We start from the raw sequence: 16,995 nt of genomic DNA on the forward strand, positions 1-16,995 counted from the left end.
CAGGATTGGTTAAAGAACAATTCTAATTCATTTTGTTGGAAAGCTCCACTCCTAAATATTAATTAAAACAGTTAATTAAAATCAAATTATGAAAATAAAGGGGATATCAAATAATGAATCTTGGACTTGATTTAGCATTCTTGATACCAATTGATTTTTGGGACTACATGCGGTACGCTGCCTTATTTGCCGTGCTCGCTACAATCTCAGCAGTATTGAGTTTAATAGATTATAAAGAAACATCTGTAATTCAGATTTTGCTTTCCGTGGTTGGATCGGTTGGTATGATTTATAGCTTGTTTAAAGCATGGTTCGTCGTTCCTTCTGATGGTTCTTTGCAATACCTTGTATTAGCTGGCTTCGTAGCCGTGCTCGCTGTGCTCGCAGGTCTCAATTTCTTATTAAACGCCGAATGCAAGATTGAAGGAACGTCTTCTAATGGGTGCTTCATTAGCTTATTTGGTCTTGCAATTTTCGTCATTATGGCACTCATTTCCGTGTTAAAAGCATGGTTTGTAATCCCTCCCGATGGTTATATGGATTACTTAAGATTCGCAAGTATATGGGGTATATTTGCTTTTCTATGTGCTGTAGGTTTAGCAAGTTTAAAACTTACGCATAACAGTTTCAAAGGTGATTGGCTAATTTTCGTAGGTATAGATTTCTTTTTTTTAATGGAAACGATTTACAGCCTGCAGAAAACGTGGGACGCTATGCCAGACAGTTTAAAACTTGGAATTATGGTAGCCATAGGTATAATTTTCGTTCTTTTTACAGGCGGTGCAGTTGGCGCAGGAACATCTGGACATCAATCAGAGTAATACATTAAAAATCAACGCGATGATGTATTAAAAGTTCCGTATTCAGAATTCAGGCATGATGCAGGGATGAAATTGGAAAGAAAGTTTCTGAATTGAGACGAGAAAACTGATAATGAGGAAGGAAAAATGCCACCGGGAATTATTCACGAAATTATAAACTTTTTTATAGCTTTTCTAATAGCCGCCTTCTTATTTGAACAAAATTATCTCTGGCCAATTCCAGCAAAAGTCTTCTTTGGTCTAGCTATATTGTCTCTACTGTTCTCTCCAGACCTGGATGTAAAGAGTAGACCATTAAACAGATGGGGGATATTTAAAGTCATATGGCTTCCATTTGTTGTAGCTGGACATCGAAGAATACTACATAATCTTGTTTTGGGTCCTTTGATATTATGTTTAGTTCCAGGGATTATTATGTGGGTAAAATTTGAAGATTTATGGGTCGTTACCGGTCTAGCTCTATCAGTAGTAATCCACATCTTGACTGATAGGATAGTAACTGGTGTAAAAAGAGGAATCCCTTTTTGCACCAATTTTCATTAAAACTAAAATATAGCTTGAGCTCATCCAAAAACTCGGTTTTTTAATCAATAAGAGTTTCAGAACGTTTTTTATGATAAGAAACTCAATTGATCGTTCAAAATTCGAGATTTAGAGAATCAAGTTTGAGTTTTAGGATGAGTTCAATAATATGCGGTTAAAGAATACAATTGTTCAAAAAAATTAATTCCGATATATTTTTCAAAATCCATTCTGCTTTCCTGTCATCTCTTCAATCTCAATCTCAATAACGAACAGCCTGTTAACTTTCCATTCTTCAAATTCAAAAGGCCCTTTTTTCCGGAACCCTTTATCAATGGTTTATAACAGGTTCAGGCTCTTCTCTGATACTTTAACTGATATCAGGTCCGGGGACTCCTCAACGCACTGACGCAGATTAAAAAACTCATCTTAAGGATTAGCTTATCGCTTTCTATCTTGGAGAAATCCAGGAAACTTTCTTATACAATAACTAATTTAACCCTTCAGGGGGGACTGCAAGTTGTGAACAACAGCACATCAAAAAGGTCACCATTTCTATTCTTTGTACTGGTTTACGCACTTTCTATTCCACTCTGGGTGCTTAATATCATTTATCCGATTAAGCTTCCAGTGGATAATCTTCCCTTGACCGACATTGTAGCTACTTTTTCCCCAATGGTAGCGGCATGCATCCTTGTTTACCGGGAAGAGAAACTTTTAGGGGTAAAGAATCTGTTGAAAAGAACCTTCGATTATAAGAGGATCAAGAAAAAAGTCTGGTATGTTCCCATCATTTTCTTGATGCCGTTTATCTACGTGCTGGCCTACGTGATAATGCGTCTCGTCGGGCTACCGGTCCCAGCGGTTTGGAACCCGCCTCTTCTGACACCGCTCCTCTTTATTGCGTTCTTTTTAGCCGCTGCAGGTGAAGAACTGGGCTATTCGGGATACGTTACCGATCCTATGCAAGTCCGGTACACCACACTGACAGCCAGTATCATTATTGGGTTGATCCATGGAGTATGGCATTTCCCATCGATGCTTTCAATGGGCATGTCTCCGGGATTGTTTATATGGGGAGGATTTATACTGGCCGTTAGTTTCAGGATTCTGACCGTCTGGCTTTATAACAACACTGGAAAAAGCGTTTTTGCAACCATACTCTTTCATGCCGTGACCAATACCGGAAGGAGCATATTTCCCGGTAGCCGTTCGGTCTTCCAACTGTACGACGGGGCTATCGGCTATGGGCTCATTGCTATTACGGCTGTGATCGTGGTGTTCTTATGGGGACCAGAGACGTTAACCCGAATTAGATATGCTCGCAAAGCGGCGTGAGGCAGGCATTAGGGGAGTGTTGAAGAGATTTGGGCTCTGCGGATTGTGATAGATTGCCCTCTGGATAGACATTGAGCATGAGTCTTCTCTTTATCAACTCCGGACACCAAAATTTCTATAAATTTAATGGTTAAAGATGTTTCCTTTTTCATAAGAATTAGTCACGTAAAATCCGTAATCAGGGTCTGCCTCGCGTCTCTTTCCCTTAGTCTTGAAACCCCTACACCTACAAGCCTTATCTTCTGCCTTCCGATAAACTCGGAAAGAAGCTGCATGGCTGTCCTCTTAATTACGAAGATATCCGAAGTCCAGACTGGGATAGTCTTTGAGCGTGTATACGTAGAGAAATCATCATAACGAACCCTGATTGTTACAACTTTGTAAAGGAATTGGTGCTTTACGAGAGATTTATGCACACTCTCAGCAAGCAGCTCTAAATATCCTGCTATTTTTACAGGATCATTCGTATTTTCCTTAAAAGTACTGCTCCGGCTAATTGATTTTACAGCTCCCTCACTTTCTTTTATTTCACTGAAATCCAGGCCATGTGCCGCCTGTTTTAACCAGAGACCCATCTTCCCGAACCTTTCTGTAAGCCTCTGGATATCACAGTTCGCAAGCTCTTCGACTCTGGTTATTCCCATGAGTTTAAGTGCCTCGGTTGTTTTTTGGCCTATTCCGGGGATTTTTGAAACATCCAGCGGGAAAACAAAATCCTGAACGTTTTCAGGTCTTACAATAGTAAGCCCATCCGGTTTTTGAAACTTTGAAGCAATCTTTGCAATTAACTTATTAGGTCCGACTCCTACCGAACAGGTAATTCTTTCCTGTCTCTTTATTTCGTCCTTTATCCTTAGAGCGCAGAGTGCAGCCTCTTCAAAGCTTTTAATATCCGGTCCCGGAACCAGAAAGGCTTCGTCAATGCTGTACTGCTGGAACTTCCCGGCAAAACCCTTCATTATTTCCATTACGTTATCCGAAACCTGTACATAGAGCCTTATGTTCACAGGCAAAAAGGCAGCATCCGGGCATAGTTTGTAAGCCTGTGATACTGGCATTGCAGAATGAATACCATATTCCCTTGCTTCATATGAGCAGGTACATACGACACCTCGACCTTTTCCTCTCTTCGGGTCGGCGCCTACTACAACTGGAAGCCCTGCCAGTTCAGGCTTTTCTCTGACCTCTACAGAAGCAAAGAAACTATCCATATCCACATGGAGGACAATTTGCTGTTCGTTGCTCTTTGTATGAGGATTGAGCGAGAGCATCAAAGAAATATTTGGTGAAAAAATATAATAACTTGAAGAAAGCTGAGTGAAAGTATTAAACTGATAGACGTATTATTCTTTAATTAGTCCAAATCTATATAAAGAATATAATTATTTTAAATAGAGAGGTAAGTGCCGTGTGTGGAGCATATGGACTGTCGGTAAAAACCATAAAAGATATAATTAACAGGTTTGACCTTGAAATTGAAGATGAAAACGTCGAGGATTTCAAACCGAGATGGAACATTCGGCCAGGACAAAATAATCCAGTCGTGGTCAAAAAGGCGAAAAGTGAGAAAAATCAAATTGAGATGATGCATTGGGGACTGCTACCTCACTTTGCCCGTGATGATCAATACAAACACAAACCGATAAATGCCAGGGCAGAAACAGTCGAAGAATTACCTTCATTCCGCCATCCGTTTCATCGTACCCGTTGCTTAATTCCATTCACAGGCTTTTATGAACCAGATAAAATTCATTTTTCAAAAAACCCATTCCCCTGGCGCTACTTCCAGATGAAAGACCATTCAATTTGCGCCTTTGCTGGTCTATATGATTTCTGGAAAGACAAAAACAGCGGCAAAGAAATCCATAGCTACACAATCATTACCACAGTACCGAATACAATAGTTGGAAAATATCATGATAGAATGCCTGTTATTCTGGAAAAAGAGGATGAAGACACATGGCTGAATCCTGGCATTGAGGCTCAAAAGCTTCTTCCACTGCTGAAATCGTTCAATTCTGAAAAAATGGAAGAATGGGAAGTCGGAGCCGCAGCAAGAAATCCGATAAACGATTATCCGGAACTTATTGAGCCAGTTAAAAGCAGCAGGCAAGGAACCCTGTTTTAAGTGTTATAAATGTTAGCTTAGCTAAAGACTTATAGATTCTCTTTACCATATTATTGACTAATAACCAGAATACCAATCAGTACTGTATTACTGTATTACTGTATTACTGTATTACTGTATTACTGTATTACTGTATTACTGTATTACTGTATTACTGTATTACATCCAGTACTGTATTATAAGAGGGTAATGGGATCTATAAGAGGTAATGGGATTTATAAGAGGTAATGGGGGATTATGATTATGGCAGTCAATGAGAGAGAAATGAGGATTAAGATAATCAAAGACGGACCGTATCGGGTTACAGGCGGAGTGCCGCTTTTCGAACAGGTAATTGTCGCAGACGACACTGGCCACACCAGAGAATTGATCGATATAAAGGAATACCCTCGGAAGAATGCCTATATCTTATGCCGCTGTGGCTCATCCAAAAACAAGCCCTTCTGTGACGGAACCCACAGCAAGACCGGTTTTGACGGCAGCGAAACAGCCAGCAGAAAGCCTTACCTGGAAAGAGCGGAAACTTTTGAAGGTCCAGATCTGAAACTCACTGATGTGCACGAGCTCTGCGATCATTCCCGTTTTTGCCAGCGGTCAGGCGGAATAAGGAATCTTATGCAAAAATCAGAAGACCCGGAAGCCCGACAGACCGCCATAGAGCAAGCCATGATCTGCCTGTCGGGACGGCTGGTCCTGTGGGACAGGAAGACAGGCAAACCCTTTGAAAAAGAATTTGAACCATCTATTGTACTGGTTCACGACGAACAAAAAGGTTGTGAAGGCCCTCTCTGGGTTCGAGGCGGTATCCCCATTGAATCTGCAGACGGCAGCATGTACGAATCCCGGAATAGAGTAACCCTCTGTCGCTGCGGGAAGTCAGAGAACAAGCCCTACTGTGACGGCAGCCACTGGATGAACAGCCAGCAGAAGCTCGAGTTCAGGAAGAAATGGGGTCTGGAATGAGTGAGTTCGTTGATTCATAGTCGTTGTTAGCTTGCGGAAATAGCAGTCCCGCGCAACAATCAGGAATCCGAAAGCCAGAGTAAAAGCAATTAATGGGCGATTCCGCGATAAAAATAGAAAATTCGAGGGTAGCCTTCTTTATTCCAGCATATCCTCGGACTCCTTCTGACTCTACAGATTCGCGGACTCTTTGAACCTTGTTTGTCGGCTATTTTTTTCCAGTTTTTACACTCTCATGTTTTTGTTCAATTCTTATTATACCATTCATCCCTCGCCTCTACCAGCGCTCTGATATTTGCAAGCGGTGTCCTTGGAGCAATTCCACAGCCTGGGGCGAGGATATCCACGCCTTCTGAAAGACACTGTTTTGCTTCTGCTATTACATCAGCTGGAGTTCCGAAGAGCAGGTTTCGCGAGGGGGAAACATTTCCAATAATCCTTGCCCTCTCTTCTACTGATTCTCTTGCAGCTTTTATGCTTACTTTTTCTTCAATGCTGATGGCATCGAAACCGCACTCCGATAGGGTTCTCAGGGAATGAAAAGTGTCGCCGCAGATGTGAAGAATTTTCGGACCTTTTACTTTCTCGCAGAACCTTTTGTAGCAGGGTTTAACCGAGTTCTCCAGCACTGAAGGCGATACCATTCCTGAGCCTATTATTCCGCCGTCAGGCATACAGACTACATCTGCCCCGTGCTCAAAAAGTGCATTTGCATATTCTATACAGATCTCAGTGCAGGTCTCCATCAGGATATCGAAATAGTCAGGCTTTTTTATTGTCCAGATCAGGCAGTTTTTCATTTCTGCAAGATGGATAAAAACTGTAAGGGGACCTTCCACTCCCGCGATAAGAGGAACCTCACCATCGGTCAGGTCGCCTGTACGGGTTTTGAGGATTTCGGTTGCTCTAAGGACAGTGGGAATTCTCCCTTTTTCAAGCAAGTTTTCCGGAATCTTAAGGTTTTCTGGCCCCTTTGAGAAGGGATGGGTTAAAACCGAAGGCTGGATTTCTTTTGTACCCATCCTTACGCTGCAGCCCATAATTTCGGCAAGCACAGTCAGACAATAGGGATAACGTATAGCTTCAAGCCCTGCGATTTCGTACCCTGCAATGGCGAGGTCTGCCATCTTTTCAGGGTCGGAATGTGCAGCTGGCCAGGCTGCTCCTGTTCTATCCATTAGCTCAACAGTGCCGGTCTGAGTTACAGAGAGGCAGGGAATTTTATCGACAGCTTTTCCCTCAAGAGCATTTATTAACCTTTTTTTCAGGGTTTTCTCCATCTGAAGACCTCCAGGACTAAAATAAGTACGTCGGAAAGTAAACGAACTATAATAAAGACATATAGCAGTACATATTCTATAAATTCAAAATAGTATAAAAATAATAATATTTAAAATGATGACATTTGTTTTTCTTAGATTAAGAGAGAAATATGAAAGGAAAGCTGCAAAGGAAAGCTGCAAAGGAAAGATGTAAGCAAGAATGCGTTAAGTTGATTATAAAAACATAGGTATAAAAAGAAATTAATTTATATTAATAATTAATGGTAAATAAAATAAATAAAAAAAGATAAATAATCCATGCTTCTATTTTATTTGGAAAGGATCTATCTTTCAAAAATAATAAAAACTTTAAATGACAGCATTTTTTCGGGCTACCAGGCCATTATATTTTCCGGCTGATTGTAAAGAATAACTACGGAATCTCAACTTATCGAAGTTAAGGCAGTGCAAACAGAGATTTTGAAGCATTTTCACTCTCAAAGCCTTACAATAGATCAGAGCTACTAATTCATCTATCCGATTATCCGCAGAATTAAGTATGGGAAATGAACCGATGAGACGATTTGATATAAATATGGATTCACTTATAATCAGCAGCCCCGCAGTTATTTTTCTATGTAAATCAACTAAGAACTGGCCTCTTGAACTTATCACTGAAAATATTCGTCAGTTCGGCTATCGGGTTGAAGATTTCACATCCGGAAGAATCCAGTACCTTGACATTATTCACCCGAATGACCTTGAGAAAGTGAGTTCGGAAATAGCCAGATGTTTGAAAGACGGATGTGCAGAACTGGCGCAGGAATATAGAATACTGACAGCCTCAGGGGAAATCCGCTGGGTTGAGGTAAAACTGGGTATCCGGAGAGATGAAAACGGATCCGTGAGTCATTACCAGGGAGTCCTTTGCGATGCCACCCAGCGCAAAACGGCAGAAGAGTCAATGCAAAAAACCCTGGAAAAAAAGAATGAACTGGAAAATATCATAAAAAGTAGCCCGGTATTTGTCTTTTTGTGCAATCCGGAAGAATACTGGCCTGTTGAATTCGTTTCTGAAAATATCATAACACTGGGATATACCCCGGAAGATTTCACCTCCGGGAAAGTACGCTTTGAAGACCTGATACATCCGGAAGACCGTGAAAGAATTCGCTCGGAAGTGGCAAGATTTTCAAGGGAAGGATATAAGGATTGCACCTAGGAGTACCGGATCCTGACAAAATCGGGAAAAGTGCGATATATAGATGACAGAACCCTAATAAAAAGAAACGAGAGCGGAGAAATAGTCAATTATCAGGGCATTATCCTGGATATTACCGAACGTAAACTGGCCGAGGAGATGATCCGGGGACAGAACCGGGTGCTGGAAAAGCTGGCCTCGGGAGCACCCCTGGATGAGATACTTCTGCTTCTTGTCCGGAATGTGGAAAATACCCGACCTGGCTCAGTATGTTCTGTCATGCTGCTTGACCGGGAGAAAAAGCACCTCTTTTATTGCGTTGCTCCCGAACTTCCTTCTTATTATGTAAACAGAACTAACGGAATCGAGATAGGCTTTGGAACTGCATCTTTTGGAACGGCAGCATACATAAAAAAGAGGATTACGGTAGATAATATAATGGAACACCCCTACTGGACCGAATACCGGGAGCTGGCCTCGGACGTAGGGCTGAAAGCTTGCTGGTCGGAACCCATAATTTCATCCTCCGGTGAAATCCTGGGCGTTTTTTCCATGTACTACGGCGAAGTGCACAGGCCTGAAAAAGAAGACCTTGATTTTATGAAGACAAATGCTCAGCTTGCAGCTATTGCAGTCGAGCATAAGATAGCCGAGGAGACCCTTAAAGAATCCGAGCACAAGTTTAGAACGGTCTTCAACAATATCAATGACCAGCTATATATCCGCGAGCCTGAAGGGACAAGCTACATGGATGTGAACCAGGCAGTGGTAGACCGGCTGGATTATGGCAAGGAAGACATCCTGAAAATGGAAGCTGAAGAGATCATCCCTTCAGAATACTGGGACTCGGTTCGGGAAAATCTAAAAAAGATCCAGAGCGAAGGTTCCCGGATTTATAAGGCCGGGGCTGTCTGCAAGGACGGCACTGTCGTCCCTCTCGAAGTGAGTGCCAGGATCATTGATTACGATGGCAAAAAAACCATTCTTTCGGTTGCCAGGGACATTACGGAGCGGAAAAAAGCCGAAGCCGCACAGAAACTTAACGAAGCACGGTTAGAAGCTCTGGTAAAACTCAATCAGATGACTGGAGCCTCTTTAAAAGAGATTACGGACTTTGCAAGGGAAGAAGCAGTCAGGCTTACGGGAAGCAAACTCGGATATCTAGCATTTATGGATGCCTACGAGACCTCCCTGATTATGCACTCCTGGTCAAAAAGTGCCATGGAAGAGTGTACCATTGAAGACAAACGTTTCATTTATCCCATAAAAACCACAGGGCTATGGGGAGAAGCAGTCAGGCAGCGCAGTCCCATTATTACAAACGATTATACAGCTCCGAGTTCCCTGAAAAATGGATATCCTGAAAATCACGTGCGACTGACAAGGCACATGAACGTACCTATATTTGACGGAGACAGGATTGTTGCTGTTGCAGGGGTAGGAAACAAGGACGAACCATACGACGAATCTGACCTCCGCCAGCTTACTCTGCTTATGCAGGGAATGTGGCAGCTTATCCAGAGAAAGCAGCTGGAAGATGCCCTGAAGACCTATTCCGAAGACCTTTCAAAAGCCAATGACGAGCTAAGGTCTCTTAACAGGATAAAAGCGGAGTTTGTGACTGAAAACCTTCCCGATCTCAAATTTGACTTCAGTAAGCTCATAGATTACGAAACCTGGGAAGCAATTGATGACCAGCAGCAGAAAGCTATAGATTCGGTTATTACAAGTTCGGATCGATTGAGGCACATGGTGGATTCGCTACTTTATATGAGTCTGGAACAGGCAGGAAAGATTGAATATTCTTTCGGTGAAGTTGAGCTCAAGAAAATCATTTCAGACGCCTATCTCAATCTGGTTCTCCTGATCGATGAGAAAGCTTTGAATTTCAAAAGTGAACTGCCCTATAGCCTGCCCTCTATCAGGGGAGATAAGAACAAGCTGACAGAACTTTTTACAACCCTTATCAGTAATGCTATCAAATTCGCACCGCAGGGTGGGAGTCTGGAAGTAAAAGCTACCGAAGAAGAAGAAAATATCCACATTACCGTAAAAGACAGCGGAACAGGTATTCAGAAAAGGCTTATCCCTCATATCTTTCACAGGATCTACCAGGTAGATGACTCCCTCACTCGCAGGTACCAGGGTCTTGAATCGGGATTCTATATTTGCAAGAATATTGTAAACGCCCATGAAGGTGAAATTTGGGTAGAAAGTGAGGAAGGCTCAGGTACCAGAATGCATGTAAGGCTTCCAAAAAGATCCCTGAAACAAGAAGCGTAATTGGAACAGAGCTTTAATTTATTAAATGACGTGGCTGGAGATTTACTATGAAATTGGAAATGTTGGGTACGCTTTTCCTCTCGGACAAAAGGAAGGATCTTCTTCTGTTATTGATGGAGGAACCCAGAAATATAGATGAAATAAAAAATATCCTTAATGTGACCTCAAGTGCGATCATGACCCAGATTAAGATTCTAATCAGTCAGGGACTTATCATCCATGAAGATGATCTTTATAAACTTTCGGACATCGGGAAAGTGATCGTTAAGAAAATGAAGCCGCTGCTGAATACCCTGGGGGTCTTTTCGGAGAATATGGATTACTGGGAAAACCACAACATAAGTGCAATTCCTGTCAGCCTTCTTGACAGAATTGATGATCTGGGAAGCTGTGAATTTGTCGAGCCTGACCTTGACCGTATGTACGAGATTCCTCAGAAAATTGAGGAGAAACTTGTCTCTTCAGTCCATGTCATGGAAGTCTCTTCTTATTTCAACCCTGCTTACCCCTCAACCTACGTCGAACTAATTAAAAAAGGAACTGAAGTATCCCTGGTCGTCACAAAGCCCGTGTTTGAAAGGCTAAAAAAGGAATATACCACATCTCTCAGCGAGTACCTGACAAAGGATAACGCGAGAATCTTTGTCTGCGATTGCCCTGTACGGTTAGCTTCAAGTGTGGTTACGGACCACTTTATGGCTCTTTCCCTCTTTTATAAGAACGGGATATACCACAACCATGCAATGATGAGCCTTGAGAAAACCGCTCTGAAATGGGGAGAAGATCTCTTTTTGCATTATATGAGAAACTCAAAAGAGATAACGGAAATTGAATGCGAAAACGACTGAAACGAAATACGGAAAAACCCTCGAAGATACTTACGACATATTTAATGAAGCGTGTAATGATAATATACAAAACGTGCGAATACTCCAGCCTTATTTCTTAATCTTTACCAGTTTCCAATTAAATTCTTAATCAATTTACAGTTTAAGCTGCAGTAAGCAAATTTTGAGAGCTACTTGAGAACCTTGACTTTAAAGTTGCCCAGAATTCACGTTCTTATCTCCGGTGCTTATGCATTTCAGTTCCTGACCTTATTCGAAACAAAGCTGGCAGAATAACCTTTAATTTATTTTTCAGTTGACAGAATAGCCCCGGATCTTTTCAAGTGCCGGGATATTATGATCTCTTCTAATTTTGAAATTTTATCTTGAAGATACACCTGAGCTAATCAAAGGCTTTGATCAGATAAGAGCCATTGATCCGGTAAAGGTCCTGCGTGAAATCAGGCAAATCCGTAGAATTATGTGGTATTATAAGATCCGGAGGGGTTAACAAAATCCAGAGATCCTGCAGGATCAGGCAAACTTATAATATTAGCATAATTCATCGAATTAAGCATCAGAAGAGATGTTAACCGCGTTAATCTGATTTGTGAGTTTATGTTATATGTTTTAGAGTTAATGTAAGCCTGTGTAAGTTAACAGTTATACAGGAACTTACTGGAGGAGTGAGTTTCTGATCTGACTGCTTACTCTTATTAAGGGAATAACCGCAAAATATGTTGGAAGTATTTTTATGGCAGCAGATATCTTAAACCAATTAGCGGAAGCTGTCGTCGACGGAGACGACGACCTCGCGGAAGAACTGGCACAACAGTTACTGGACGAAGGCACTGTTGATCCCTACAACGCAATCGTAAACGGACTGGCTAGAGGTATGGCGATTGTAAGTGATCAGTACGAAAAAGGAGAAGCCTTTGTACCTCACCTGCTCCTGGCTTCAGGAGCAATGTATGCAGGCATGGATATCCTCACTCCCGCAATGAAAACTGAAGGGGGAGGTGTGCGGTCTGTAGGCATAATAGGAACAATTGAGGGAGATGTGCACGATATAGGGAAGAACCTCGTAAAAACTATGCTCAGTGCCGGAGGGTTCGAGATGATTGATCTGGGCGCAGATGTTCCTATTGAGAAATTTATCGAAGCTGTAAAAGAGCACAAAGCCGATCTTATCTCAATGAGCGCCCTGATGACCACAACTATGACCAATATGGCAAAAGTAGTCGAGATTCTTCAGGAAGAAGGTGTCCGCGACTCTCTTAAAATCATGGTCGGAGGAGCTCCTGTCTCGGAAGAATTTGCCACAGTAATCGGGGCAGATTCCACTCATCCTGATGCGATGCATGCAAGCGCCTGGGCGTCCGAAGCCGTAAAGGAGCTTGATCCAAGGGACACGAGATGGAGCGAGGAGAGAATCAACCTCGGGAAAATCAAGTACAGAGAAATACTCGCAAAGAGAACAGTTTCCGATAAGGTCGATATCGGACTTGAGACTGCGAACCTGATTAAAGAGGAATTTGAAAGCGTTGGCGTGAAGAGCAAGGAGGAAATGACCCATATCGACAGGACAGTATCTGCGATGTCCGACAAGAAGGTCGATCGCCTGCCTGTCTACCCACTTGCCTGTGGCGTGCTAAGGAAATTTGCCGGAGTAAACTACAGGGATTATGCCACAAAGGCAGAAGCCTTCACCGAGAGCGCTTTCCTCGGGTGCAAGTACCTTGACCTCGATATGTTCGTGGGCCTTGCCGACCTTTCAGCTACCTCCGCAGATTTTGGATGTAAAATCAAATATCCTGAAGATGACACTCCATCCTCCGAAGGGCACATCAAGGACTACGAAAAGATCGAAGTCCCTGAACTTAAGGAAGGCACCCGCGGCTATGAACTTGTTATGGCTTCAAAACAGGCAAAGGAAAAACTCAACAGGGAACTCAATACTCCCTTTGTCGGTTTCCACGAAGGTCCCCTGCTCACTCTCACCCAGCTAATGGGCGCAGACCGCGTGCTAATGGACATGAAGACACAGCCGGATGTTGTTCTTGAGGCAGTCCAGAAATGTTCGGACTACATCTGCCAGCTTTCCGAACTTTTCTTCAACGAAGGGGCCTGCGATGCTCTCTGTATCGATAACCTCTGGTCAAACAACGTAATCATGAGCGAGGAAGACTACTGGAAGTTTGACGGAAAGTTTGTCTATGACCAGCACATTCCGATTTTCAAGCAGTACAACCAGCCCTACATCATCCACAACTGTGCTGACGCCGTGCACTTTGAGACACAGATCCGGAAGTTCGGAACAGCCCTCTACAGCTATGCCTACTATGAGAAATCCAGGGATAAAGGGTCCCAGAACTATGCTGACCTCATCCCCAGGTACGGAGATATCTGCTGTATGATGGGAGAAGTCAACCCTGTCGAATTCATGGACGGCTCGGCAGCCGGTGTACAGAAGGTAAAGGACGATACAAAGACCCTGCTTGAAAATGTGCTACCCGTGCTTAAGGAGAATGGGCTGCAGTCCAAGTATGTGTTGTCTACAGGCTGTGAAGTCCCGCCAGGCGGCCCGCTGACCACTGTGCAGGCAATGGTGGATACTGTAAAGGAACTCGGCCCTGAACTTCAGAAAAAGATTATGGGGTGAGATAACCTTTCCCCACTTCAATTTAAAATAAAAGATTGAGGGCAATCCCTGGATCTCAACTGTAAAGTCTTAAAAACAGAAACTGAAAAAAGTTGACACATGAATAAAAGTAAGTTTGAACCTCCACCAGGAGTGTATTCACTCCTTTTTCCCTAAACTTTCAGAAAAACACCTATACCACCTCTAAAGAATTGTATGGCATAGACCTCCATTTAAGAAGAAACGAATTTACCCCCAAAAACAAGCAGAAGTTACCCGAAAAACAAGCAGAAGTTACCCGAAAAACGTAATTGCAGCATCTATTACCTGATAAACAGTATCTATACCGAAAGAAGGAATAAAACAGCACTGGAAAAGCGAGAGATGTATTAAAACCTCAAAGCAAAAAAATACCCCAAAGAAAAGAGATAAACCCCTAAATCGTAAAATAAACTGTCAAATAATGGAAAACCTCTGAGAAGGCCAAAAAGAAAAGAAAGTTGAAAGGGTGGGGTTTCTCCACCCTTTTTATTATGAAACCGATGCAGATTGTGAATCTTTTTTAAAAAGGTTTATGCTTTTCAGGACCAGAACTGGGATATTCTCTGTTTGAAGAAACAGAATCATCCGGGAAAGCGAGGATAAAGCGTCAGATCAGGAAAACAGGAGAAAATCAGCTATAGAGCTTGCACAGGAGGAATACAATGTATCTGGGACTGGGTATTGATACGGGAGGGACTTATACCGATGCTGCTATCATGGATATGTCAAATGGAACCATTATCGAGTCAAATAAAGCACTTACAACTTATCCTGACCTTATAAGAGGCATAAAGAATTCAATTGAAGGACTGGGTCCCAGGTACCTTAAAAGCATAAAATTCGTCTCGGTTTCGACTACGCTTGCTACCAATACAACACTTGAGGGCAAGGGCTATCCTGCAGGTTTAATCCTCATAGGGCATACCATTCCCAAAAAGCTTGTCAGCCGTTACGTGATATCGATTCAGGGAGGGCATGATTCCAATGGAAATGAAATTGCTTCCCTTGAAGATTTAGAAACTGTAAGGGAGTTTGTAAGACAGGTAAAGAATAAAGTAGCTGCTTTTGCAGTATCCGGATATTTCGGAGTCCGAAATCCTGAGCATGAACTTAAGGTAAAGCAAGTAGTCCAGGAAATGACCGGCCTGCCCGTAGTCTGCGGGCACGAACTCTCCATGAGCCTGGGAGCTTATGAAAGAGCTGTAACCGCGCTCCTTAATGCTGAACTTATTCCTGTCAGCAAGCAGTTTATCAACTCCATTCAGACTGTAATGCATGAGAAAGAAATTAAGGGCACCCTGATGATGATGAAATGCGACGGGTCGCTGGTTCGCATAGAAGAAGCCCTGCAAAAGCCTGTAGAATCGATCTTTTCCGGGCCTGCAGCAAGCCTTGTAGGAGCTGCCCACCTGACCGGCCTCGATAACTGTGTGACAATCGACGTAGGAGGCACAAGCACTGATATTTCCATGATTTCAGGAGGAGTCCCCGAGATTAGCAGTTCAGGAGCAAAGGTAGGAGGCTGGAAAACCATGGTAAAAGCGATCAGGATGGAAACCTCGGCTCTTGGGGGAGACAGCTTGGTCTGGATTCGAAGAAAAGCCTACCTCGGGCCTGCAAGAGTGATTCCTCTCTGCCTGGCAGCGTCAGAATTTCCCGGCCTCTTGGAAAAGCTGGGGAAAATCGATACTCCGAATGAACGCATAATGGATGAGATTATACAGCCGACATCGTTTTTCATCAGGAACGGTATGGACTCTCCTGAACTTCTGGTAGGAGAGCTCGTAGAGGATGAAAAGGTAATTCTTAAACATCTCGGGACAGAGCCTCGCTCCATATCCGAGCTCTCGGAACTAACAGGGAAACATCCACTGATGTTTACAGGCACCCTGAAAAACCTGATAAGAAAGAGGCATGTGAGCCAGATAGGGTTTACTCCTACCGATGCTCTTCATGTGCTTGGGGAATACCTCAAATGGAATGAAAAAGCTTCCATGCTAGGAGCAAGCATTCTCGGAAAAGCCCTGAAAAAAGGAGCAGAAGAGTTTTCAGCGCATATTAAAGCCGAGGTAGTAAAAAGGTTCACCCTGGAGCTTGTGTCTTTCTTTGCAAATGACGTGAAAAAAGAGGATCTCGCAAAACTGATTGAAAACGAAGCCTTCCTGAAATTCCATATAAAAGTCCCTGTAGTGCTCGTAGGAGCCCCTGTAAGAGCTTACCTGAAGGAGATTAATCAGGCTATAGATGCGGATATCCGGATTCCTGCATTCCATGAAGTCGGAAATGCCGTGGGAGCCCTCGCAGGAAAAATAATCCACAGGACCGAAGTTCTTATTCGTCCCACAGCTACAGGAGGAGAAGAGTATTCTGTTTTCTCGGAGCTCGGGAAAGAAGTTTTTGAAGATTACAGCGAAGCCCTTGATTACGGTCTCAGGCTCAGCCGCAGGCTGGTTTCGGAGTATATGGACGGGTACGGCCTGGAAATGGACAATGTCGATTTCAATCTAAGGCAGAATGACGTGGGAAGTGCAGGAAAAATCCCTCTGGAAACCCGCCTTGTCGGAACTGGCGTAGGGACAACCGGGAAACTTATCTGAAAATAAATTCTCAAAAAAGGCACTTTCAGAGCAGGATTTTCAAAGCAGGATCATTCAGAGCAGAAACTCTAAAAAGGAGTTTAAAAGCGTAAATCCTCTTAACAGAGAGTCTACAACCCAGATTTTCAAAACTCATTTAATCGGGGAAAAAAGATGGCAAGCGAATTACACACAGCTTATCCTGAGAGCCAGGACGGAATGGCAAAACTTGCGCGGACAGTCAGGGAGAAAATCCTTATTGATGAGCCTGTAAAAGCAGACGGGCTGATCGACCAGCTTGAGCGGGCAGCGACTGAAATCGATGATTTGCTTGGTTCGTCCTTTGGACCAAGAGGCATGAACAAGATAATAGTGAACCCTGTCGGGGATA

The 16,995-nt window shown here is 43.0% G+C and carries 12 protein-coding genes and 1 pseudogene; 11 read left to right on the forward strand and 2 right to left on the reverse strand.

Features of this window, described 5'->3' with window-relative positions:
• The first annotated feature begins 113 nt into the window (after positions 1 to 113).
• The 3 genes from EQO05_RS10885 to EQO05_RS10900 all read left to right on the forward strand — a co-directional run bounded on the left by EQO05_RS10885 (position 114) and on the right by EQO05_RS10900 (position 2,681).
• Positions 114 to 821, forward strand: coding sequence for a hypothetical protein (locus EQO05_RS10885; protein ID WP_128506437.1), 708 nt, complete (start codon positions 114 to 116; stop codon positions 819 to 821).
• Positions 822 to 947: 126 nt separating this feature from the next.
• Positions 948 to 1,364 carry a DUF2227 family putative metal-binding protein gene (locus EQO05_RS10890; RefSeq protein WP_128506438.1) on the forward strand — a complete coding sequence of 139 codons (417 nt, stop codon included), beginning with the start codon at positions 948 to 950 and terminating at the stop codon, positions 1,362 to 1,364.
• 501 nt (positions 1,365 to 1,865) lie between these two features.
• Positions 1,866 to 2,681, forward strand: coding sequence for a CPBP family intramembrane glutamic endopeptidase (locus EQO05_RS10900; RefSeq protein WP_128506439.1), 816 nt, complete (start codon positions 1,866 to 1,868; stop codon positions 2,679 to 2,681).
• Between the two features lie 161 nt (positions 2,682 to 2,842).
• On the opposite strand, the gene dinB is transcribed toward EQO05_RS10900, so the two are convergent.
• Positions 2,843 to 3,952: a DNA polymerase IV gene (dinB, locus tag EQO05_RS10905; RefSeq protein WP_370273710.1), complete on the reverse strand. Its 1,110-nt coding sequence runs from the start codon at positions 3,950 to 3,952 to the stop codon at positions 2,843 to 2,845.
• 137 nt (positions 3,953 to 4,089) lie between these two features.
• Between dinB and EQO05_RS10910 the strand changes: the two genes are divergently transcribed.
• Both EQO05_RS10910 and EQO05_RS10915 read left to right on the forward strand, forming a co-directional pair.
• Complete coding sequence (locus EQO05_RS10910) at positions 4,090 to 4,809, forward strand: SOS response-associated peptidase (RefSeq protein ID WP_164888533.1); 720 nt, start codon at positions 4,090 to 4,092, stop codon at positions 4,807 to 4,809.
• A 243-nt stretch (positions 4,810 to 5,052) separates the two neighbouring features.
• A complete protein-coding gene (locus EQO05_RS10915) occupies positions 5,053 to 5,772 on the forward strand; it encodes a CDGSH iron-sulfur domain-containing protein (protein WP_240664587.1) in 720 nt (239 codons plus the stop codon).
• Between the two features lie 245 nt (positions 5,773 to 6,017).
• Here EQO05_RS10915 and mtaA read toward each other — a convergent pair whose 3' ends face one another.
• A complete protein-coding gene (gene mtaA / locus EQO05_RS10920) occupies positions 6,018 to 7,052 on the reverse strand; it encodes a methylcobamide:CoM methyltransferase MtaA (protein ID WP_128506443.1) in 1,035 nt (344 codons plus the stop codon).
• Positions 7,053 to 7,593: 541 nt separating this feature from the next.
• Between mtaA and EQO05_RS10925 the strand changes: the two genes are divergently transcribed.
• The 6 genes and pseudogenes from EQO05_RS10925 to EQO05_RS10950 form a co-directional block, all read left to right on the forward strand.
• Positions 7,594 to 8,256, forward strand: a complete 663-nt coding sequence (locus EQO05_RS10925) for a PAS domain-containing protein (RefSeq protein ID WP_128506444.1) — start codon at positions 7,594 to 7,596, stop codon at positions 8,254 to 8,256.
• 30 nt (positions 8,257 to 8,286) lie between these two features.
• Positions 8,287 to 10,518 (forward strand): GAF domain-containing protein, encoded by a 2,232-nt coding sequence (locus EQO05_RS10930; protein ID WP_128506445.1) that lies wholly within the window; start codon positions 8,287 to 8,289, stop codon positions 10,516 to 10,518.
• Between the two features lie 47 nt (positions 10,519 to 10,565).
• The gene (locus tag EQO05_RS10935; RefSeq protein WP_128506446.1) at positions 10,566 to 11,366 is read left to right on the forward strand and encodes a winged helix-turn-helix domain-containing protein; all 801 of its coding nucleotides are present in this window, start codon (positions 10,566 to 10,568) and stop codon (positions 11,364 to 11,366) included.
• Positions 11,367 to 12,099: 733 nt separating this feature from the next.
• Positions 12,100 to 14,007, forward strand: a complete 1,908-nt coding sequence (locus tag EQO05_RS10940) for a uroporphyrinogen decarboxylase family protein (protein WP_128506447.1) — start codon at positions 12,100 to 12,102, stop codon at positions 14,005 to 14,007.
• 683 nt (positions 14,008 to 14,690) lie between these two features.
• Positions 14,691 to 16,625 (forward strand): hydantoinase/oxoprolinase family protein, encoded by a 1,935-nt coding sequence (locus EQO05_RS10945; protein WP_164888534.1) that lies wholly within the window; start codon positions 14,691 to 14,693, stop codon positions 16,623 to 16,625.
• Between the two features lie 153 nt (positions 16,626 to 16,778).
• Positions 16,779 to 16,995, forward strand: a pseudogene (locus EQO05_RS10950) (molecular chaperone Hsp60); the annotation flags it as partial.

Source organism: Methanosarcina sp. MSH10X1, from assembly GCF_004099695.1.
Taxonomy (GTDB): domain Archaea; phylum Halobacteriota; class Methanosarcinia; order Methanosarcinales; family Methanosarcinaceae; genus Methanosarcina.